A 19081-nucleotide genomic window follows, 5' to 3' on the forward strand; every position below is an offset into this window, starting at 1 on the left:
CCCGTGCGCGGCGTTCAGCTAAGGCCCCAGCCCACGCCAGTCAGTTGCTCGGAACTGGACCACAGACGGGATGCCACATCGGCGTCGAGGGCCTGTTCTGCGGGGACTGCGGGACCCGGGGGGCCCTTGATCTCGCGCATCTTCGTCGGCCCGAGATAGGCGCCGGCGGCAACGTCAGGCGCTGTCGCCGCCATCAGGATCGGCAGGGCCCCGGCTGCCTGGCTGTGGGTCACCAGAGGCTCGATCAGGGGCCGAACGACCCAGCCGTGTACCACCCGGCCGATCCTTGAGCCGACCAGCGGTCCATTGGCGATCAGTCCGGTACGGGCCACGCCGGGGTGAGCCACGACACTGGTCAGGCCCCAGTCGTGCGCCCGGCTGCGGCGATCCAGTTCCAGCCCGAACATCAGCATGGCCAGCTTGGACTGGGCGTAGACGGGCCAGGCGTCATAGCCCTCGGCGTAGTTGAGGTCATCGAGCCGGATCCGGCCCTGTCGATGGGCGATGCTGGACACCTGCACGACGCGGGCCCGGCCGGCGCCCAGCAGGGGCAGCAGTCGGCCCGTCATGGCGAAATGCCCGAGGTAGTTGGTGGCCAGCTGCATTTCGAAGCCGTCTTCGGTCTCCCGACGGGCGGGCAGGGCCATGACGCCCGCATTGTTGACCAGAATGTCGACGGGACGTCCCTCGGCGAGCAGGCGCTCGGCAAAGGCCGTGACCGACGTCTGGCGCGACAGGTCCAGTTCCTCGAACCGCAGGCGGGCGTCGGGCTGCTTCGTCTTGATATCGGCGATGGCGGTGATCGCCCGGTCATGGCTGCGGGCCGCGACGATGACGTCGGCACCCTTGGCGGCGAGCGCTTTCGCTGTCTCAAAGCCGGTACCGCTGTTGGCGCCTGTCACGATGGCACGGCGGCCGGTGAGGTCGGGAATGTCGTCGGTCGTAAAGGAGGTCATACCCCCATGTCGTGAGGACACGGGGGTATGGCAAGTCGGGCGCCTATTCTGCCGCCATGTTGGATCCGTCGGGCGCGGTCCAGCGCAGGACCGGCTGACGCGCCGCGCGGGTTTCATCCAGACGCTTCATCGGGGCGTGGAAGGGCGCGCCCTTGAACCGGTCGACGTCGCCGGCCTTGGCGGCCTCGGCCAGGGCACGCATGGCGTGGATGAAGCGGTCCAGCTCGGCCTTGGACTCCGTCTCGGTGGGCTCGATCAGCATCGCCCCGTGGACGACCAGCGGGAAGTACATGGTCATCGGGTGGAAGCCCTCGTCGATCATCGCCTTGGCGAAGTCGAGCGTGGTGATGTCCGTGCCCTTCAGCCACTCGTCGTCGAACAGGGCCTCGTGCATGCAGGGCCCCTCGGGGAAGGCGGCCGACATGACGTCGGACAGGCGGGCCTTGATGTAGTTGGCATTCAGCACCGCATCCTCGGCGACCTGACGCAGGCCGTCCGAGCCGTGGCTCATCATATAGCTGAGGGCGCGGACATACATGCCCATCTGGCCCTGGAAGGCGCACAGGCGGCCGAAGGCCTGCTCGGCCTCGTCTTCCTCACGCTCCACCAGTTTGAAGCCGTCGCCGGTGTTCACGACCCAGGGGGCGGGGGCGAAGGGGGCCAGCGCTTCGGACAGCACCACCGGACCGGCACCCGGCCCGCCGCCACCGTGCGGGGTCGAGAAGGTCTTGTGCAGATTGATGTGCATGGCATCGACGCCGAGGTCGCCGGGGCGGACCCGGCCGACGATGGCGTTGAAGTTGGCGCCGTCGCAGTAGAAATAGGCGCCGGCCTCGTGGGTCAGGCGGCTGATCTCGAGGATGTCGCGCTCGAACAGGCCGCAGGTGTTGGGGTTGGTCACCATGATGGCAGCCACGTCGTCACCCAGCTTGGCCTCAAGGTCCGCGAGGTCGACCCGGCCGTCCTCGGTCTGGGCAATCTCGACGACGGTATAGCCGACAAAGGCCGCTGTGGCCGGATTGGTGCCGTGGGCACTGGTGGGCACCAGGACCTTGTTGCGCGGCGTGTCGGACCGCAGACCGTTGCCGGCGGCGCGGTGCGCGGCCCGGATGGCCATCAGGCCGCACAGCTCGCCGTGCGCGCCCGCCTTGGGCGACAGGGCGACCGCCGGCATGCCCGTCAGGGTGGTCAGCCAGTGGCTGAGCGTGTCCATCAGCTGAAGCGCACCCTGAACCGTCGATTGCGGCTGCAGCGGGTGGATGTCGGAAAAGCCGGGCAGACGCGCCATCTTCTCGTTCAGGCGCGGGTTGTGCTTCATCGTGCACGAGCCCAGCGGATAGATCGCCAGGTCGATGGCATGGTTCTTCTGCGACAGGCGCACATAGTGGCGCATGGTCTCGGGCTCCGACAGGCCGGGCAGGCCAATGGGATCACGGCGGACGAGGTCGCCGAGATCGCTTCCGTCGGTCCCGGGCTCCGGCAGATCGACGCCGGTCTTGCCCCAGCCGTCGCTCTCGAAGATCAGGTGCTCGTTCTGCAGCAGGCCCCGGCCGCCGGTCAGGGTGGCGGGCTTGCTCTCGACCGCGTTCGGGGTGGTCGGACGGCCGACCGTGTTCATGGTGCTCATCGGTCCGGTCCTCAGTTCGCCAGAACCTTGGCGAGCGACGTCGCCAGGATCTTGATGTCAGCGTCGGTGGTGGTCTCGGTCGCCGCGATCAGCAGCACGTCGTCCATGCCTGCCTCGGGGGCCAGGCGGCTGTAGGGAACACCGGCCAGGATGTGGTGGTTGGCCAGTTGCTCGACGACCTCGGCCGCCGGCTTCGGCAGTTTCACCGCAAACTCGTTGAAGAAGCGCGGGGTCAGGACCTCGACGCCCGGAACGGCCTTCAGCGCATCGCGGGTTGCGACGGCCTTCTCATGGTTCAGCAGGGCCAGACGGCGCAGGCCGGTCTCGCCCAGCAGGCTCATGTGGATGGTGAAGGCGAGGGTGCAGAGGCCCGAGTTGGTGCAGATGTTCGAGGTCGCCTTGTCGCGGCGGATGTGCTGCTCGCGCGTCGACAGGGTCAGGACGAAGCCGCGCTCGCCGTCGGCATCCACGGTCTCGCCGCACAGGCGGCCCGGCATCTGGCGCACCAGTTTGTCCCGCGTGGCGAACAGGCCGACGTAGGGGCCGCCGAAGTTCAGGGCGTTGCCGATCGACTGGCCCTCGGCGGCGACGATGTCGGCCCCCATCTCGCCGGGCGACTTCAGCAGGCCCATCGACACGGCCTCGGTGACGACGACGATCAGCAGGGCGCCCGCGGCGTGGGCGGCCTCGGCGATCTTCGTCACATCGGTCGCCGTGCCGAACACGTTGGGGGTCTGGACGACAACGCAGGCGGTGTCCGGCCCGATCCGGGCGATGACGTCCGCCTCGGCGTCGACGGCGGCGGGCAGGGCCTCGGTCTCGACGCCGACGGCATGGACGACGGTCTCGGTGGCCTTGACGTAGTGGGGGTGGACGCCGCCAGAGATCACCGCCTTGTTGCGGCGGGTCACGCGGGTCGCCATCAGCACGCCCTCGGCCATGGCGGTCGAACCGTCATAGAGCGAGGCATTGGCCACAGCCATGCCGGTCAGGTTCGCGACCTGGGTCTGGAACTCGTACAGGTACTGCAGGGTCCCCTGGGCGATTTCCGGCTGATAGGGGGTGTAGCTGGTCAGGAACTCGGACCGCTGGATGACGTGGTCGACCGTGGCCGGCACATGGTGCTTGTAGGCCCCGGCTCCGCAGAAGAAGGGCACGGTGCCCGCCGTGGCGTTCCTTGCCGCCATGGCGCCCAGCGCGCGCTCGACCTCCAGCTCGCCCGCCACGCGCGGCAGGTCGACCGGGCCGTCCAGTCGGGCAGCTCCGGGCACATCGACGAACAGGTCATCGATCGATTTCACACCGATGGCGGCCAGCATGGCCTCACGGTCGTCGGGCGTCAGGGGGAGGTAGCGCATGGTCAGGGTCCTGGCCGGGCATCTGACTGTTGATCAGATGCCCGGAAGCGGGGTCAGAGGGTGGCGAGGAAGGCGTCGTAGGCGGCGCGGTCCATCAGGCCTTCGATCTGCGAGGCATCGGAGACCTTGATCTTCGCGAACCAGCCCTCGCCCTCGGCATCGGCATTGACGGTTTCGGGGGCGCCGGACAGCGCCTCATTGGCCTCGACCACCTCGCCCGAGACCGGGGCATAGACGTCCGACGCCGCCTTGACGCTCTCGACGACGGCGAAGCTGTCGCCCTTGCCGACGGTCTTGGCGACTTCGGGCACCTCGACGAAGACGACATCGCCCAGCTGGTCGGCGGCGTGCTTCGAAATGCCGACGGTGGCGACGTCACCGTCCAGTTTGACCCACTCGTGATCCTTGGTGAACTTCATGGTCTGATCTCTCAGGCTTTCGGTTTGCGATAATAGCGTTGTGCCACAAAAGGCATGGCGATGACGGTGGCGGCGGCCGGTTTGCCGCGCACGATGACCTTCAGGTCGGTGCCCAGCGCGGACAGATGGGGCGGAACATAGCCCATGGCGATGTTGTGGCCGAGGGTCGGGGAGGGGCCACCCGAGGTGACCTTGCCCACGACCGTGCCGTCGGCGTCGGCGATCTCGGCGCCTTCCCGGGCCGGAGCACCTTCCTTGACGTGCAGGCCGACGCGGACGCGGGCCGGGCCGTCGGCCAGCTCCTTGAGGATACGGTCAGCGCCGGGGAAGTCGGCGCGCTCCTTGCGCGACTTCGACAGGGCGAAGGTCAGGGCGCCTTCGACCGGACTGGTCGTCGGGTCGATGTCGTGGCCGTGCAGGGGCAGGCCGGCCTCGAGGCGCAGGCTGTCGCGGGCGCCCAGACCGATCGGCTTGACCCGGGCGTCTTCCAACAGTGTGTTCCAGATGCGCTCGGCCTGATCACCGGGCACGGAAATCTCATAGCCGTCCTCGCCGGTGTAGCCCGAGCGGGAGATGAAGCAGTCGGCGCCGAACAGCATCAGCCGCGCGGAGTCCATGAAGCCCATCTCGGACAGCACAGGCTCGTGCGCGGCCATGACCTCGGCCGCCTCGGGCCCCTGGATGGCCAGCAGGGCGCGATCTTCCAGGCGCGTCAGCGTGACGTCGCCCTCCAGTCGGGACTGCAGGTAGGCGAAGTCTTCTTCCTTGTTGCCCGCATTGACCACGACATAGAGGCCCGCATGGTCGGGCTTGCCGGCCATCAGGTCGTCCATGATGCCGCCGTCGTCGTTCAGCAGCAGGGAATATCTCTGCTTGCCGTCCTTGAGGATCTGATAGTCGCCGGGGACGAACCGTTCGAACCAGCCGATGGCGTCGGCGCCGGTGATACGCGCCTGGCCCATGTGCGAGACGTCGAACAGACCGGCGTGCTCGCGCGTCCAGCGGTGCTCGGCCAGCACGCCCTCATACTGGACCGGCATGTCATAGCCGCCGAAGCCGACCATGCGCGCGCCCAGCGCCCGGTGCGCCGCATTCAGGGGTGTGGTCTTCAGTTCGGTCATCGGTGTCGGGCTCTCGTTCGCAGACGGTTTCCCGCCCGGTGAAGCCCCCGCTGTCTCGAAGCCTGAGAGATTCCGGCGAACGGGTTCGCCTTGCTCCGTCGGCGAGCCCGGCCGGGCTCTTTCCAGCGTCTGGTGCGCCTCGCGGTCCTTTTGCCTGAGCGTTTCCGGGGCGGTTGCGCCTTCGGCTCCGAAGTCAAAAGCGTGACCCCGATCTCTCCCGCGAGAGCCCGTCTTCCCTGTGCGCGGACGGGGCCGGAGTCAAGCGTCAGTGCGGAAAGGGCGGGATTGCCGCAGCCCCTGATGCACAACACCCTCCGGCGTCGCCGCCGGAGGGTGTGTCAGTCCGGCGTTGCCGGGCCTATTCGATTTCGGTGATGACCAGAATGGTCTCCGGATTGCCGCTGAACGCGCCGACCCAGATGTCATAGACGCCGCTTTGCGGCCGCCCGAAACGGACCTGGGCGTCGCCGTCGCCATAGCTGTCGTCATCGCAGTGCCACTGACCGTCGGGACCGTTGATGATCAGGGTCGTGTCAGAGCCCGAGATCGTCCGGATGAACAGCGGCATGGCGCCATTGGCACTGAAGTTCAGGCGAAAGTCCGGCGCGTCGCCGATCATCCCCACACAGGCACCGGGAAGCGCGCCCCCGTCGACCGGTCCGCCCGCAAACAGCTCGACCGTGTATGGGTCATTGGGAAACCCAGCCGACAGGCTGACCTGCCCGAAGGCCGGGGTCGCCGAGGGGTCCTGGGCGGTGGCCGCCGACGCCACCAGGCAGAACCCGGCAAGGGTCGTGAGCAACAAGGACGTCTTCATTCGTGCTTCTCCATGGGCCGGCACAATCGCCTGACCCGGTGCGCTTACTGTAACGCTTGGCGGGCCGCTCGCAATGCAAACTTATCAGTGTTCTTTGATCGCGGTTCTAGGCGGTGTATGCTCCCACGGCGCTGACATGCCGCGCCTTCTCTGCTTCCGGAAGGAAGGACCCGGCGAAGCTGTTGATGGCGATCTCGACCAGCTGATCGCGGGTCACGCCCGTCTGGTCGGCCATGGCCTCATAGTTGCGGTTCACATAGCCGCCGAAATAGGCCGGGTCGTCCGAGTTGAGCGTCACCTTGAGCCCGGCCTCCAGCATGGCAGGCAGGGGGTGGCGGGCCAGGTCATCTACCACGCACAGCTTGTGATTCGACAGGGGGCAGACGGTCAGGGTCATGTTTTCGGCCACGAGGCGGCGGATCAGGGCGGGATCCTCCATGGCGCGGTTGCCGTGGTCGATGCGGTCGACCTTGAGCAGGTCCAGCGCCTGCCAGATATAGTCCGGCGGCCCTTCCTCGCCCGCGTGGGCGACGCGCTTCAGGCCCATTTCGCCCGCGCATTCGAACACCCGCTGGAATTTCGATGGCGGGTGGCCGACCTCGGACGAGTCCAGACCGACACCGAGGATCCGGTCCTGCCAGGGCTCGGCGGCCTTGAGCGTGGCGAAGGCGGCGTCCTCGTCCAGATGGCGCAGGAAGCACAGGATCAGGCTCGACGAGACGCCCAGTTCGGCCTCGGCCCGGTCCATTGAGGCCAGCAGGCCATCGATCGCCACCTGGAAGGGGATCCCGCGGTCGGTGTGGGTCTGGGGATCGAAGAAGATTTCGGCGTGGCGCACGCTGTCGGCGGCTGCACGTCGGAAATAGGCCAGGCCCAGGTCGTGGAAGTCCTGCTCGGTGCGCAGCACATCGGCGCCAGCGTAGTAGATGTCGAGGAAGTCCTGCAGGTTCGAGAAATCATAGGCCGCCCGCACGGCCTCGACGCTGTCGAAGGGCAGGGACACCCTGTTTCGTTTCGCCAGCTCGAACATCAGCTCGGGCTCCAGCGAGCCTTCGATGTGCAGGTGCAGTTCGGCCTTGGGCAGGCCGGCGATGAATTGGCGCAGGGACATGGCTGGGCTCTCCGGGACGTCGAACCGGTTCAGCCTAGGCTACATCCGTTCCGGTGTCGCTATGCCGAGCAGGTCCAGCGCCAGTTCCAGCTGGGCCAGCGTCGCCTGCGACAGGGCCAGACGCGAGGCGCAGACGGTGGCGTCCTCTGCGCCGAGGATCGGGCAGGCCGCGTAGAATTTCGAGAACGACTGGGCCAGCCGATAGGCGTGTTCGGCCACCAGATGCGGCATGCGCTTGTCATAGGCGTCGGACACGGCGCCCGAGAAGGCGTCCAGCGTCAGGACCAGGTCCCGCTCGGCGGGTTCATCCACGCGGATCGCCGTATCGGCGGGCATGGCGTCGCCGGCCTTGCGCAGCAGGGATTTGATGCGCACCGACTGGTACAGCAGATAGGGGCCGGTCTTGCCCTCGAAGCTGATGAAGCGATCGAGGTCGAAGATGTAGCTGGTGGTGCGGGCGTTCGACAGGTCAGCGAATTTCAGCGCGGCGACCGCGACCTTGTGCGCCGTGTCGTCGAAGGCCTCGGGCGCCAGGTCGTCGCCAAGGCGCGCTTCCTTCAGCCGCTCGCGGGCCTTGTCGGTGGCCGTGGTGATCAGGTCGTGCAGCTTCAGCACGCCGCCTGCGCGGGTCTTGAAGGGCTTGCCGTCCGGCCCATTCATGGTGCCGAAGCCGAGATGCTCCAGCTCGCCGTCGGCGGCATAGCCGGCCAGCCGTGCGGCACGGAACACCTGTTCGAAATGCTCGGCCTGACGCTCGTCGACGACGTACAGGATCAGCTGGGGGTCGATGCGGTTGCGGCGGTCGACGATGGTCGCCAGGTCGGTCGAGCCATACATGGCCGAGCCCTCTGACGAGACGACCAGCAGGGGTGGCGGGCTGGGCGCCTCCACGACCGAGCCGTCGTCGAGCTTCTTCTTGCGGGTCTCGCCCGGGCCGGCGACGTGGACGACGCGGGCGCCCTGGTCCTCGACCAGCAGGCCCTTGGCATCCAGATCGGCGATCATGCCCGCCATCAGGGGATCGGCGTCGCTCTCGCCGTTCCACAGGTCGAAGGTGACGCCCAGCGCCCCGAACTCGCGCTCCAGGGCCGTGCGGCTGACCGCGACGAAGTGGGTCCAGAGCGCACGGTAGCCGGCGTGCCCCCCCTGAAGTTCGGCGGTCGCCTTGCGGGCGCGGTCGCGGAACGCCGGCTCGGCCTTGGCGCGCGCTGCGGCGGTCGGATACAGACGCTCCAGATCCTCGAGCGTCACCGGACTGTCGGCCGGGAAGGGGCCCTCGGTGGCCATGAACGGTGTGCCGAGGCCTTCGTCCGCACAGGCGACGATCAGCAGGCCCATCTGGAAGCCCCAGTCGCCGAAGTGGGCATCGCCCCAGACGTGGTCGCCCCTGAAGCGAAACAGGCGCTTCAGGCTTTCACCGATAATAGACGACCGCAGGTGGCCGACGTGCATCGGCTTGGCCACATTCGGCCCGGCATAGTCGATGATCACACGGCGGGCATGGTCAACGGCCTCGGCCCCCCGGCGGGTGTCATCCGCCAGCACCTCGGCGGCGCGTGCCGACAGGGCGGCAGGGGATACCACCAGATTGATGAAGCCGGGGCCGGCCACCTCGACCGAGGTCAGATCGGGATGGCCCTCAAGCCGCGCAGCCACACGTCCGGCCAGATCGCGGGGATTGGTGCCGTGCGCCTTGGCGACGGCGAGGGCCGCGTTCGACTGAAAGTCTGCGAGGTCGGGGCGATCAGAGGTCGTGACCCGAACCTTGTCCGAGGCCACGCCTTCGGCGGCGAAGGCGGCCGCGACCGCTTCGCCGAGGCGCGATTTCAGATCGGTCATCGGTTGATGCAGGTCCCGGGGCTGGTGCCCGTGGCGTCGACGCAGAACCGGCTGCCCACGCGATTGAACTCAGCCATCTCGGGGGTAATGTCGAACCCGATCAGGATTTCGAAATTGGCGCCTGACGTCTGGGCACTGGCGCGCGGGATGACGATCGTCTGGGACTCGCTGACACTGGTGCGGTCCTGGCCGTCGAACTGGACCGGCAGATCGAAATACTGCTTGGCCAGAACGGCTGTGTCGCGGCTGGTGACCGCAACCCAATAGCGATAGGTGCGGCCGTCGCCCTCGGCGCTCGGTCCCTTGCCCAGGGTGAACAGCATATTGGTGTCGACCACGATCGGGTCGTCGTTGCGATAGCGGCAGTCCGAGGTCACGCCTTCGATCTCGCCGGTGTATCCGACATTGGCGGCCAGGGCCCGGTTGTCGGCCAGTTCGACATAGCGCGCGGCATCGTACAGCACGCGAACGATCGGGCAGGGGCCCGCATTGGCCTGGCGCCCCAGCGGCAAGGTGCGGGCGCGCTGTCGGGGCTGGATGGACGAGCCGTCGGCGTTCTGGCCACCTTCCTGCGGTCGGCTCTGGGCCTGGGCGGTGTCGGGGAGGACAGCCAGCGAAACGGCGGCGACGAAGGCAAGGGCAAGAACGCGACGCATCTGTGTCTCTACATTTCCCGGGTTTGGTTGGGCCATTTGCCCGGTATCCGAAGGCAACAGCATCCCGCTGATAACGGCTAAAGCGAGGCACCGCAAACGGCCGGTGGCGCAAAGGCCCGGAGATGCCTAGTTTGGAGGCATGGACATGTCAGCCCCTTCCCCCTCTGAACGTCGGCCGCTGGCTGTACGTCTGGCAACCCCGCGTGGCTTTTGCGCCGGGGTCGACCGGGCGATCCAGATCGTCGAGCGGGCCCTCGAAAAGTATGGGGCGCCGGTCTTTGTGCGTCACGAGATCGTCCACAACCGGCATGTCGTCGAGCGGCTGAAGGCGCTGGGGGCCGTGTTCGTCAAGGAGCTGGATGAATGCCCGGACGACCGGCCGGTCGTCTTCTCGGCCCATGGTGTGCCCCGCGCGGTTCCGGAGGCGGCCCGTTCGCGCGACATGTTCTTTCTGGATGCCACCTGTCCGCTGGTGTCCAAGGTCCATGTGGAGTGCGAGCGCCGCCACGACGAAGGTCGGCACATCATCCTGATCGGCCACGCCGGGCACCCGGAGGTGATCGGCACCATGGGGCAGCTTCCGGCCGGGGCCATCTCGCTGGTGGAAACGGTCGAGGATGCCGAGGCCTTTCAGCGCTTGGGTGACCAGCCTCTGGCCTATGCCACCCAGACGACGCTGTCGGTCGACGACACGGCCGAGATCCTGGCGGTGCTGAAGGCGCGGTTTCCGGAACTGCCCGATCCCCACAAGGAAGACATCTGCTACGCCACGACCAATCGTCAGGAGGCCGTCAAGCGACTGGGGGCGGGCAGCGATCTGGTGCTGGTCGTCGGCTCGGCCAATTCGTCGAACTCGGCCCGGCTGGTTGAGGTGGCCTTGCGCGCGGGGGCCCGCGATGCCCGGCTGGTCGATGACGCCTCGGCCATCGACTGGCGCTGGTTCGATGCCGTTCAGACGGTCGGCGTCACCGCCGGGGCCTCGGCCCCGGAGAAGCTGATCACCGATCTGGTGGACGCCATCGGGCTACGATTCGACACGACCGTGATCGAGGATGACGGTGTCCGGGAAGCCGTCACCTTCAAACTGCCGAGAGCTCTGATCGACTGACCGGTCCTACAGGCCCGGCAGCTTGAAGCTGGGCGCACGACGCGGGGTGATGACAATGGCATTCTCGCCACCCGTCAGGGTCTGCAGGCGCTCATATTCCGTAGACGGGTCGATAGGCAGGATGCCATCGGCGGTCAGCACACGCGTTTCAGTCTGGGTCGACGGGTCGTCCTGACGCCAGAACATGACGCGGTTGGCCCAGTTCTCTTCCTTGTGGGCGATGTCGCCGAACTGGTCGTCGATGACATAGCGGATCGTGCCGTCGATCTGGCCGGTGCCGGCACCGACGCGGCTGGCCAGCGCCTGCTCACCGGCGGAGCGGGTCACCGACTGGCGCTCCGAGGCCAGGATCTGGCGGGCGACCAGTTCCGGGGTCACGTCCTGCGGACGCGGCTGGCCGGGAACCGGCGGGCGCAGGCCGTATTCCGGCGGGACCGAGAGGGGCGCGCGCGACACGGTCAGGAACTCATCCGGGACGACCTTGGTCAGGCCCACGCTCTGGCGCAAATTCGAGCAGGCCTGAAGGCTGAGACCGGCAATGGCCACGACGGCGACGGCTAGAACTTTACGGTTACGCATGGATAGGCTCGGCTCCTGTGGCGCGGCGGGCACCTGGGATCTTAGTGAAGACCCTGTGATTACGACTTTTCGTTGGCGACGCCAACCTCGCGGGCCTCACGTTCCGACAGGAAGGCGTCGACGACCAGCAGGATCACGCCAATGGTGATGGCGCTGTCGGCGATGTTGAACACCCACGGGAACAGGCCGGTGCCGGACAGATCGATGAAATCGACGACGCCGCCGAACCGGATCCGGTCAATGACATTGCCCAGCGCCCCGCCCATCACCAGACCGATGGCGGTGATCAGCAGACGGCGATCCGCGCGGGTGGCCCACCAGGCGAGCGCGCCGGCCACCACCAGCGAGAACACCGACAGGATCCAGCGCCCGGCGCCCCCGCCGAACAGGCCGAAACTGACGCCGTCGTTCAGCAGATAGGTGAAGCGCAGATACGGCGGCCAGATATCCAGCAGCCGGAAGCCGTTGGGGATCAGGGCCAGATCGGTCGTGCCCAGCCGGGCCAGGACCCAGGCCTTGGTCAGCTGATCGACGATGATGATCGTCAGGGCAAAGCCGTAGGCGGCGTAGGAGATGCGCGGGAGATTCATGACCGCAGGCGGTTAGCAGGAAGCCGCCATCAGGCGAAGCGAAAAGCGTCAGCGCGCCATGCGGATCAGCTCGTCGGCCAGTTCGGCGGTCAGATAGCCGTCGGCCAGCCGCCCGGTGTCGATCTGCCATTGGCGCAGGGCGGCGCGCGTGTTGGCCCCGATGATGCCGTCGATGCCCTGGGTGTCATAGCCCATGCTGGTCAAGGCGCGCTGGGTGCCGATTCGCTGATCGCGCGACAGGGGGGCGTCGTCCGGCCACGTCCGCGTCAGACCCGGCTTGCCCTGGATGCCGTCGGCGGTCAGGCCGATCGCCAGCGCATAGGAGACCGAGTTGTTGTAGCGACGGATCACATAGTGGTTCGGCAGGGCGAGGAAGGCCGGGCCCCGGGCGCCCTGGGGCAACAGCAGGGTCGCGCCCTCGGCCTGTTCGGCCTCGGTCGGCATGCCGCCGTGGGCCAGACGCACGCCGCGCGCGCTCCAGAAAGCCCAGTCGTGGCGCGGACCTTCGGCCAGGCCGTAATCGAAATTGTCGGGCAGGAGGACCTCATAGCCCCAGCTCTGGCCGCGCTTCCAGCCGGCCTGATCCAGCAGATTGGCGGCCGAGGCGAGGGCGTCGGCGTCCGAGCCCCAGATATCGACCCGGCCATCGCCGTCCTGATCGATGCCGAGCCGCAGATAGTTGTCCGGCATGAACTGGGTCTGGCCCATGGCCCCGGCCCAGCTGCCCTTCAGGCCCGAGCGGGCGCGGCGACCGTCGATGACGATGTCGAGCGCATTCTTGAGCTGGCCCTCGGCCCAGTCCCGGCGGCGACCGTCATAGGCGAGGGTGGCCAGCGACCGGATCACGTCAAAGTCGCCCTGCACCTGGCCAAAGGCGCTTTCCTGGGCCCAGATGGCCAGCAGAATCTCGGTCGGGACGCCGAAGCGCTGGACGACGGCCCACGGCACGCGGTCGGCGCGCTGCTTCGCCTGGGCGATTCGGGCCGGGGTCACGGCATTCTGGACATAGGCGCCGGCCGGTCGCGAGAATTCGGGCTGGTTGCCGTCCAGCCGGATGACGGTGGGATCGGGGCTCAGCCCGGCCAGTTCGCGCTCGTACTCCGCGCGGCGGGCGCCGTCGTGACGATCGAGGAAACCCTGTTTCCAGCCGTCGAACCCGGCCTGATCCGGGGCCGGATCGGCCGCCGGCGGCGTGGTGGCCGGGGGCGTCGTCGTCGGGGTCATCGGCCGGGACGTCTCCGGTTGCGGCAGCGACGGCAGCGGCGGCTCGGGCAGCATGGGGGCGCAGGCCGCGACGGTACCGATCAGGATGAGGCGGGTAGAAATACGCATGATCACGAGGTTTCGGGTCCTGTCGCGGGAGGTCTTCAGATAGGGTGTGCAGTGTAAGCGCGCCGCCCCAACAAAGCGTTGCCATGATGGCGGCATCGGGGCGCGGACTGCGGCATGGGGGACACAGGCGCGTGAACCGCCCCGGCAGATTGACGGGACGGGGGCGTTGACGTCCGCGCCGCCCCTCTTTATAGGCACCGCTCCGCCGCAAGTCCGGTCTTGCGGCTTTTTGTATTCTGATCAGCCCGCAGGACGAAAGACCATGAAGGTCCGCAGCTCTCTCAAGTCGCTCAAGGGTCGCCACCGCGACTGCAAGATCGTTCGCCGCAAGGGCGTGGTCTATGTGATCAACAAGACCGATCCGCGCTTCAAAGCCAAGCAAGGCTGAGCACGGCGGTTTGGCCGGCCACGTCTGTGGCCGGTTGATCCATCCACAGGTCGCGGGCGATGTCCGCGGCCTTTTTCGTGCCTGACGTTGAGCCATCCGGGCCCAGCCGTTAAGCCTGTCGCCTGACCTGCCCCTGCCTTCGGAGACCCCCATGGCCGATGACGCCGCCTTTGAATCCAGCCCCGATGTGCTGACCTCGACCGCCCAGGGGCGCCTGCGCACCCTGATCGAGCGCCTGGAACGTCTGGAAGAGGACAAACAGGCCGTCATGGGCGACATGAAGGAGGTCTTCGCCGAAGCCAAGGGCGAGGGCTATGACGTGAAGGTGCTGCGCAAGGTGCTGCGCATCCGCAAGCAGGACAAGGCCAAGCGCCAGGAGGAAGAGGCGATCCTCGACCTCTATCTGTCCGCCCTCGGCGAGATCTGAACCTGATCCGGCGGTCAAAGCCTGACCGCCCGGAACGGCCGACGCTGGAGCAGCTGCGCACGGCCGAGCGCAAGGCCGCGCAACGCGCCGCCCTCCGCGCCCTGAAGAAAGCCCGCCGCACCGCCGAGGCCGAGGGCGTCGACCTGTCGGAATGGGAATGCGAATTCCTTGATTCGTTGTCCGAACGGATCACCGAACACGGTCGCGCCTTCGCCGATCCTGAAAAGGGCGCCCCCGGCAAGGCCCTGTCGACCCTGCAGGGCCGAAAGCTCAAGGAAATCACGAGGAAGGCCAACGGCGAACTGCCGCCGTGGAAACGGCCGAAAACACCGTCTGAATAGTCTGAATGGTCTGAATGGTCTGAACTCCATTCCTCCCCCATCGGGGGAGGGGGGACTATCCGAAGGATGGTGGAGGGGGCCAACGTCCGTGGATACATGGGGGCTTCCGGCCCACGACAGCGCTGCCCCCGCCACCCCGGCGCAGAGCGCCGCGGTCCCCTCCCCCGGTGGGGGAGGAATAGGCGCAGACGTACTCAAGCGCCTCTCGCCTTTGCGGGCAGAGGTTGGAGGGCAGGCGGAGCGCCGGGCCTTCGCCCGGAGTGAATAGAGTTTACCGTTTCGACGAAGGCTGACGCTCCGCGCAGACGGTTTTCCGGGAGCTTGCGTCGGGTGGCCGTGTTCGGGCCTTACCGCAGCGCCCCCGGCGGGCGGGGGTGTCCTGCGACACCTCCCGGAACGACCGAGTATCCCCCTCAGCCCATGCCACGACCACGCACCCGGAGGCGGTGATCGAGCTCTGAAGTAGGCCTAACGCTCGGCTCGCGGAGCCTCGCTGCTTGAGGCCCGAAAGCTGGGCGTTGGACTCCTCCAACCCCGCTCCATCCGCTCCCGCCGCTTGCAAGGTCGCAGGCCTTACGAGCCCTCCGTGCAACGGGACGGGGGAAGGGTCGCACAGGCCCAGGGTGAGGCGGGAAGAACGGTGCGGGAAACGGCGGGGGTGTTGAAGGGACGGGGGAATTTCGGCGCTGGTTTCATAACCGAGCGCATCGGTTCAGCGGTCCTTCTCCCCTCGGGGGAGAAGGTGGGCCGCGAGAGCGGCCCGGACGAGGGGGCGGTTGAGAGCAAGCGCCCGCGCTTCCGGATCGTGTCAGGCGGCCCCCTCATCCGTCAGGCTCCGCCTGACACCTTCTCCCCCGGTGGGGAGAAGGACGGGGGGCAGGGTCTGCCGGGCGTCAGTCGTCGACGTGTTCGGGTTTGCCCGTGCGCTTGGTGCTGGCCATGTCTTCCAGCTCCTTTTCGGACATGGATTCGACCATGGATTTCGACGCGCCCTTGAGGTCGGATTTGGGCGTGTCGCCGCGCTTGGCCGACAGGGCGGCGCCGGCGGCTTTCTGTTGGGCAGCGGATTTGGCGGGCATGGGGGGCTCCTTTCCTTCCTGAAAGCGGAATGGAATGAGGCCGCAGCCGGTTCCGTGACCGGTCAGCTCAAGGCGGCGATAGAGGCGGCCAGATTGGCGCGCGCCGTTGCCTCGAACCGCTCCCGGCCCCAGTCGCTGAAATAGAGCCGCTCGCGCTCCAGAAATCGCTGCAGAATCCCGCGCCGCGCCTCGCGATAGAGGGCTTCCGGCACGAAGGCATATTCGCGGCGGATGGCCTGTTCATAGGCGTCGAACACATCCGTTCGGGCGCCGAGGATGGAGAGGTCCATGTCGAGGAACTCGGCCATGTCGCCCTGCTCGGCGGGCTCGAGGCCTTCCGGGATTTCGTGACGGGCCGTCGCCTCGATCATCCGTACGGCCCGTGCGCGGACAGCGTCGTCGAGGCCCGGCAGGTCCGCATCCATCAGAAGGCGGGCGCTCTCGGCCTCATTGTCCGACCGGGTCGGATCATAGACGGCATCGTGAAACAGAATGGCCAGCTCGACCGACAGGGGGGCGTGCAGATGATCACGACGCTGGCGGAACCAGCCCAGCAGGGCCTCGATGTGCGCCCAGTTGTGATAGTGGCGCTGCGGCTCGGCGTAGCGGCTCTTGAGGCCCGTAAGGACCTCTTCGGCAACTATCCCGTCCGTAACGGTCACGACCCCAGCAGCTCCCGCCCGATCAGGAAGCGGCGGATCTCGTTGGTCCCGGCGCCGATGTCGTAGAGTTTGGCGTCGCGGACGAGGCGTTCGACGGGCCATTCCTTGGTGTAGCCGGCGCCGCCGAGGGCCTGGACGGCCTCGAGGCTGACCTTCACGGCATTTTCCGAGGCCAGCAGGATGGCACCGGCGGCGTCATAGCGGGTGGTCTTGCCGGCGTCGCAGGCCTTGGCCACCGCATAGACATAGGTGCGGGCGCTGTTCAGGGCGACGTACATGTCGGCGACCTTGGCCTGCATCAGCTGGAAGCTGCCGATCGGCTTGCCGAACTGTTTGCGGTCGCGGACGTAGGGCAGGACCACGTCGAGGGCGGCCTGCATGATGCCCAGGGGCCCGGCGGCCAGCACGGCGCGCTCGTAGTCGAGGCCCGACATGAGGACGGCCGCGCCGCGCCCCTCGCCTCCCATGATGTTCTCGGCGGGGACCTCGCAGTCCTCGAACACCAGTTCGGCGGTGTCCGAGCCGCGCATGCCCATCTTGTCGAGTTTCTTCGAGACCGAGAAACCCTTCATGCCGCGCTCGATCAGGAAGGCGGTGACGCCGCCATTGCCGTCGCCGGTGCGGGCATAGACGACCAGGGTGTCGGCCGAGGGGGCGTTGGTGATCCAGAATTTGGTGCCGTTCAGGACGTATCGGTCGCCCTTCTTCTCGGCGCGGGTCTTCATCGACATGACGTCGGAGCCGGACCCGGCCTCGGACATGGCCAGTGAGCCGACGTGCTCGCCCGAGATCAGTTTGGGCAGATATTTCGCCTTCTGCTCATCCGTGCCCCAGCGGCGGATCTGGTTGACGCAGAGGTTGGAGTGGGCGCCGTACGACAGGCCGATCGAGGCCGAGGCGCGCGAGACCTCCTCCATGGCGACGACGTGTTCGAGGTAGCCGAGGCCAAGCCCGCCCCACTCTTCTTCCACCGTGATGCCGTGCAGGCCCAGCTCGCCCATTTCGGGCCAGAGTTCGCGGCGGAACTCATTCTTCTCGTCGATCTCGGCGGCCAGCGGGGCCAGACGATCGGTGGCCCAGCGGGCGGTGGTGTCGCGGATGGCGTCAGCGGTCTCGCCGAGGCCGAATTCCATGGATTGGGGGGCGTTGGGAATGCTCATGCGGTGCGGGTTAGCACCGATCCTTCGGTCCGCGAAGACCCCCGGGCCCGTGCGACGTCAGGCCGCTTCGTCTTCGGTGGGTTCGGGGGTCGAGGCGCCGCGACCCGGCCCGAAGCGGGTGTAGAGGTTCCAGGCCGAGACCCCGACGCAGGCCGCGCCGATGAAGGCCAGCACTCCGGCGATCAGGGTGGTCTCGCCCATCGGCGAGGGCTGATCGACCGACAGGCGGAAGGCCGCGGCCGAGGCCGTGCAGGCGGCGAGGCCCACGCCGCCCATGATCAGAAAGGCCCCGGTCTCGCGCCAGTCAAAGCGGCGGGCCGGCTCCTCGGGTGTCTCGTGGACCAGCACGCCGGTCTGGGCGCCGTCGTCGATGAACAGGGGGGACTGGTCGAGCTGGAAGTCGGTATTGCGGTCGGCGTCCGTCCACAGGGGGCGGAGCGGCTGGGGCTCGTCGGCCTCGGTCAGCGGGGTCAGTTCGAGCGCGGGTGCCGGGGCGGGCGGGGAGGTCGGCTCGGGCTGAGGCTGAGGCTCAGGCTCAGGCTCAGGCTCAGCCCGGGGGGCCCCCTCGAAGGCAGGCTCCGGCTGGACCTCGGGCACCGGATCCGGCTGCGGGGCGGGCTCAGGCTCCGGCTCTGGTTCGGGCGTGATCTCGGCGGCGCCGGCGGGGGCCAGAGCGGGCAGGGGGCCGACCACCTGAACCGCATAGGGCGAATAGCGCAGGAGGGCCGGATCCATCTGGCGCGACTGTGACGGACCGGACAGCGACAGGCTGAGCGGCGCGTCGGACGGCTCGGGATCGTTGCTCCGGTCGGTGTCGCCGGGGGTCCCGACCATGGGCTCGGCGGGCGCGTCGGACTCCATCGCGACCGGTCCGAAATTCGGAATGTTGACGACCTCGTCGGCCGCAGGGGCGTCGGCGGCGGCTTCGTCCTCTGTTTCGCCCAGCAGGGTGGCGACGGCCTCGGCCCGGGCGTCAGGGGCGGCGTCGCGCTCGGGTTCGACCTCGGGCTCTGCGACGGGCGGCGGCAGGGGCGCGGACAGCAGGGCTGCAAGCGCGACGGGCTGGCCCGGATCGGCCATGAACAGGGCGCGTTCGGCAGCCCGGCGGCGCAGGCCATCCTGGGGCGAGGCCGGCTGGGGCCAGTGGACGAGGGCATCGGCCGCTTCACCCGTCGCGCCGCGCCCGAGGGTTTCCAGCACATCCGAGCTCAGGAAGGTGTCGATGCCGACCGACAGGGCGAAGCTGGCCAGGGCGTCGAACTGGTGGGCGTTGAGCGAGGGGATGCGGCCCTCGTCCATGGCGGCGTTCAGCGCCTTGACGATGGGGATCAGGTCATACTGCAGCAGCAGTTCGGCATCGGCCTCGCCGACCGTCAGGCCCTCACGCGCGGTCAGACGGTGGCCGTAGCCGATCACCCAGCCGCCGTCGGCATCGCGGGTGGCCGAGGCCCGAAAGCCCTCGAAGCTCTTGATGAGCACCACCCCCTCGCGGGAGACCTTCATCTTGTGTC

At 67.9% G+C, this 19081-nt stretch carries 20 protein-coding genes and 1 riboswitch; of the genes, 4 read left to right on the plus strand and 16 right to left on the minus strand.

Going from position 1 to position 19081, the window contains the following annotated elements; translation table 11 throughout:
- Positions 1-14: 14 nt before the first annotated feature.
- The 9 genes from V7672_RS13705 to V7672_RS13745 all read right to left on the minus strand — a co-directional run bounded on the left by V7672_RS13705 (position 15) and on the right by V7672_RS13745 (position 9904).
- Positions 15-956, minus strand: coding sequence for an SDR family oxidoreductase (locus V7672_RS13705; protein WP_335625135.1), 942 nt, complete (start codon positions 954-956; stop codon positions 15-17).
- 43 nt (positions 957-999) lie between these two features.
- Positions 1000-2583, minus strand: a complete 1584-nt coding sequence (gcvPB, locus tag V7672_RS13710) for an aminomethyl-transferring glycine dehydrogenase subunit GcvPB (protein ID WP_442889491.1) — start codon at positions 2581-2583, stop codon at positions 1000-1002.
- Positions 2584-2594: 11 nt separating this feature from the next.
- On the minus strand, positions 2595-3941 hold the full coding sequence (gene gcvPA / locus V7672_RS13715) for an aminomethyl-transferring glycine dehydrogenase subunit GcvPA (RefSeq protein WP_335625136.1): 1347 nt from the start codon (positions 3939-3941) through the stop codon (positions 2595-2597).
- 53 nt (positions 3942-3994) lie between these two features.
- Positions 3995-4360 (minus strand): glycine cleavage system protein GcvH, encoded by a 366-nt coding sequence (gene gcvH, locus V7672_RS13720; protein WP_335625137.1) that lies wholly within the window; start codon positions 4358-4360, stop codon positions 3995-3997.
- An 11-nt stretch (positions 4361-4371) separates the two neighbouring features.
- Positions 4372-5481 carry a glycine cleavage system aminomethyltransferase GcvT gene (gene gcvT / locus V7672_RS13725; protein WP_335625138.1) on the minus strand — a complete coding sequence of 370 codons (1110 nt, stop codon included), beginning with the start codon at positions 5479-5481 and terminating at the stop codon, positions 4372-4374.
- 132 nt (positions 5482-5613) lie between these two features.
- Positions 5614-5711, minus strand: a riboswitch (glycine riboswitch).
- 128 nt (positions 5712-5839) lie between these two features.
- Positions 5840-6298 carry a peptidase S1 gene (locus V7672_RS13730; RefSeq protein ID WP_335625139.1) on the minus strand — a complete coding sequence of 153 codons (459 nt, stop codon included), beginning with the start codon at positions 6296-6298 and terminating at the stop codon, positions 5840-5842.
- 106 nt (positions 6299-6404) lie between these two features.
- Positions 6405-7409, minus strand: coding sequence for an adenosine deaminase (locus V7672_RS13735; RefSeq protein WP_335625140.1), 1005 nt, complete (start codon positions 7407-7409; stop codon positions 6405-6407).
- Between the two features lie 39 nt (positions 7410-7448).
- Positions 7449-9248 (minus strand): arginine--tRNA ligase, encoded by a 1800-nt coding sequence (gene argS / locus V7672_RS13740; protein WP_335625141.1) that lies wholly within the window; start codon positions 9246-9248, stop codon positions 7449-7451.
- The gene (locus V7672_RS13745) at positions 9245-9904 is read right to left on the minus strand and encodes a Tat pathway signal sequence domain protein (RefSeq protein ID WP_335625142.1); all 660 of its coding nucleotides are present in this window, start codon (positions 9902-9904) and stop codon (positions 9245-9247) included. Before V7672_RS13745 ends, argS begins: the two co-directional genes overlap by 4 nt.
- A gap of 145 nt (positions 9905-10049) precedes the next feature.
- On the opposite strand from V7672_RS13745, the gene ispH reads away from it, so the two are divergent.
- The gene (gene ispH, locus V7672_RS13750) at positions 10050-11012 is read left to right on the plus strand and encodes a 4-hydroxy-3-methylbut-2-enyl diphosphate reductase (RefSeq protein ID WP_335625143.1); all 963 of its coding nucleotides are present in this window, start codon (positions 10050-10052) and stop codon (positions 11010-11012) included.
- Between the two features lie 6 nt (positions 11013-11018).
- Here the strand turns inward: ispH and V7672_RS13755 are convergent, their stop codons facing one another.
- From V7672_RS13755 to V7672_RS13765, 3 genes are read right to left on the minus strand one after another with little or no spacing between them, the layout of a single operon-like run.
- Entirely contained in the window at positions 11019-11591 is a 573-nt protein-coding gene (locus V7672_RS13755; protein ID WP_335625144.1) for a DUF3035 domain-containing protein, read from the minus strand.
- Between the two features lie 59 nt (positions 11592-11650).
- The gene (lspA, locus tag V7672_RS13760; RefSeq protein ID WP_335625145.1) at positions 11651-12181 is read right to left on the minus strand and encodes a signal peptidase II; all 531 of its coding nucleotides are present in this window, start codon (positions 12179-12181) and stop codon (positions 11651-11653) included.
- A 48-nt stretch (positions 12182-12229) separates the two neighbouring features.
- On the minus strand, positions 12230-13513 hold the full coding sequence (locus V7672_RS13765) for a lytic murein transglycosylase (RefSeq protein WP_335625146.1): 1284 nt from the start codon (positions 13511-13513) through the stop codon (positions 12230-12232).
- A 262-nt stretch (positions 13514-13775) separates the two neighbouring features.
- On the opposite strand from V7672_RS13765, the gene ykgO reads away from it, so the two are divergent.
- From ykgO to V7672_RS13780, 3 genes are all read left to right on the plus strand, one after another.
- Positions 13776-13901, plus strand: coding sequence for a type B 50S ribosomal protein L36 (gene ykgO / locus V7672_RS13770; protein WP_006274063.1), 126 nt, complete (start codon positions 13776-13778; stop codon positions 13899-13901).
- Positions 13902-14052: 151 nt separating this feature from the next.
- Complete coding sequence (locus V7672_RS13775; protein WP_123287087.1) at positions 14053-14328, plus strand: DUF2312 domain-containing protein; 276 nt, start codon at positions 14053-14055, stop codon at positions 14326-14328.
- 176 nt (positions 14329-14504) lie between these two features.
- Complete coding sequence (locus V7672_RS13780; RefSeq protein WP_335625147.1) at positions 14505-14669, plus strand: hypothetical protein; 165 nt, start codon at positions 14505-14507, stop codon at positions 14667-14669.
- An 893-nt stretch (positions 14670-15562) separates the two neighbouring features.
- Here V7672_RS13780 and V7672_RS13785 read toward each other — a convergent pair.
- The 4 genes from V7672_RS13785 to V7672_RS13800 all read right to left on the minus strand — a co-directional run bounded on the left by V7672_RS13785 (position 15563) and on the right by V7672_RS13800 (position 19073).
- A complete protein-coding gene (locus V7672_RS13785) occupies positions 15563-15748 on the minus strand; it encodes a DUF3008 family protein (RefSeq protein WP_335625148.1) in 186 nt (61 codons plus the stop codon).
- A gap of 62 nt (positions 15749-15810) precedes the next feature.
- Complete coding sequence (locus V7672_RS13790) at positions 15811-16410, minus strand: HD domain-containing protein (protein ID WP_335625149.1); 600 nt, start codon at positions 16408-16410, stop codon at positions 15811-15813.
- Positions 16407-17570, minus strand: a complete 1164-nt coding sequence (locus V7672_RS13795) for an isovaleryl-CoA dehydrogenase (RefSeq protein WP_335625150.1) — start codon at positions 17568-17570, stop codon at positions 16407-16409. Before V7672_RS13795 ends, V7672_RS13790 begins: the two co-directional genes overlap by 4 nt.
- Positions 17571-17627: 57 nt before the next feature.
- Positions 17628-19073, minus strand: a complete 1446-nt coding sequence (locus tag V7672_RS13800) for a lysozyme (RefSeq protein WP_335625151.1) — start codon at positions 19071-19073, stop codon at positions 17628-17630.
- Positions 19074-19081: the final 8 nt, after the last annotated feature.

Source organism: Brevundimonas sp. (genome assembly GCF_036963785.1).
Taxonomy (GTDB): domain Bacteria; phylum Pseudomonadota; class Alphaproteobacteria; order Caulobacterales; family Caulobacteraceae; genus Brevundimonas.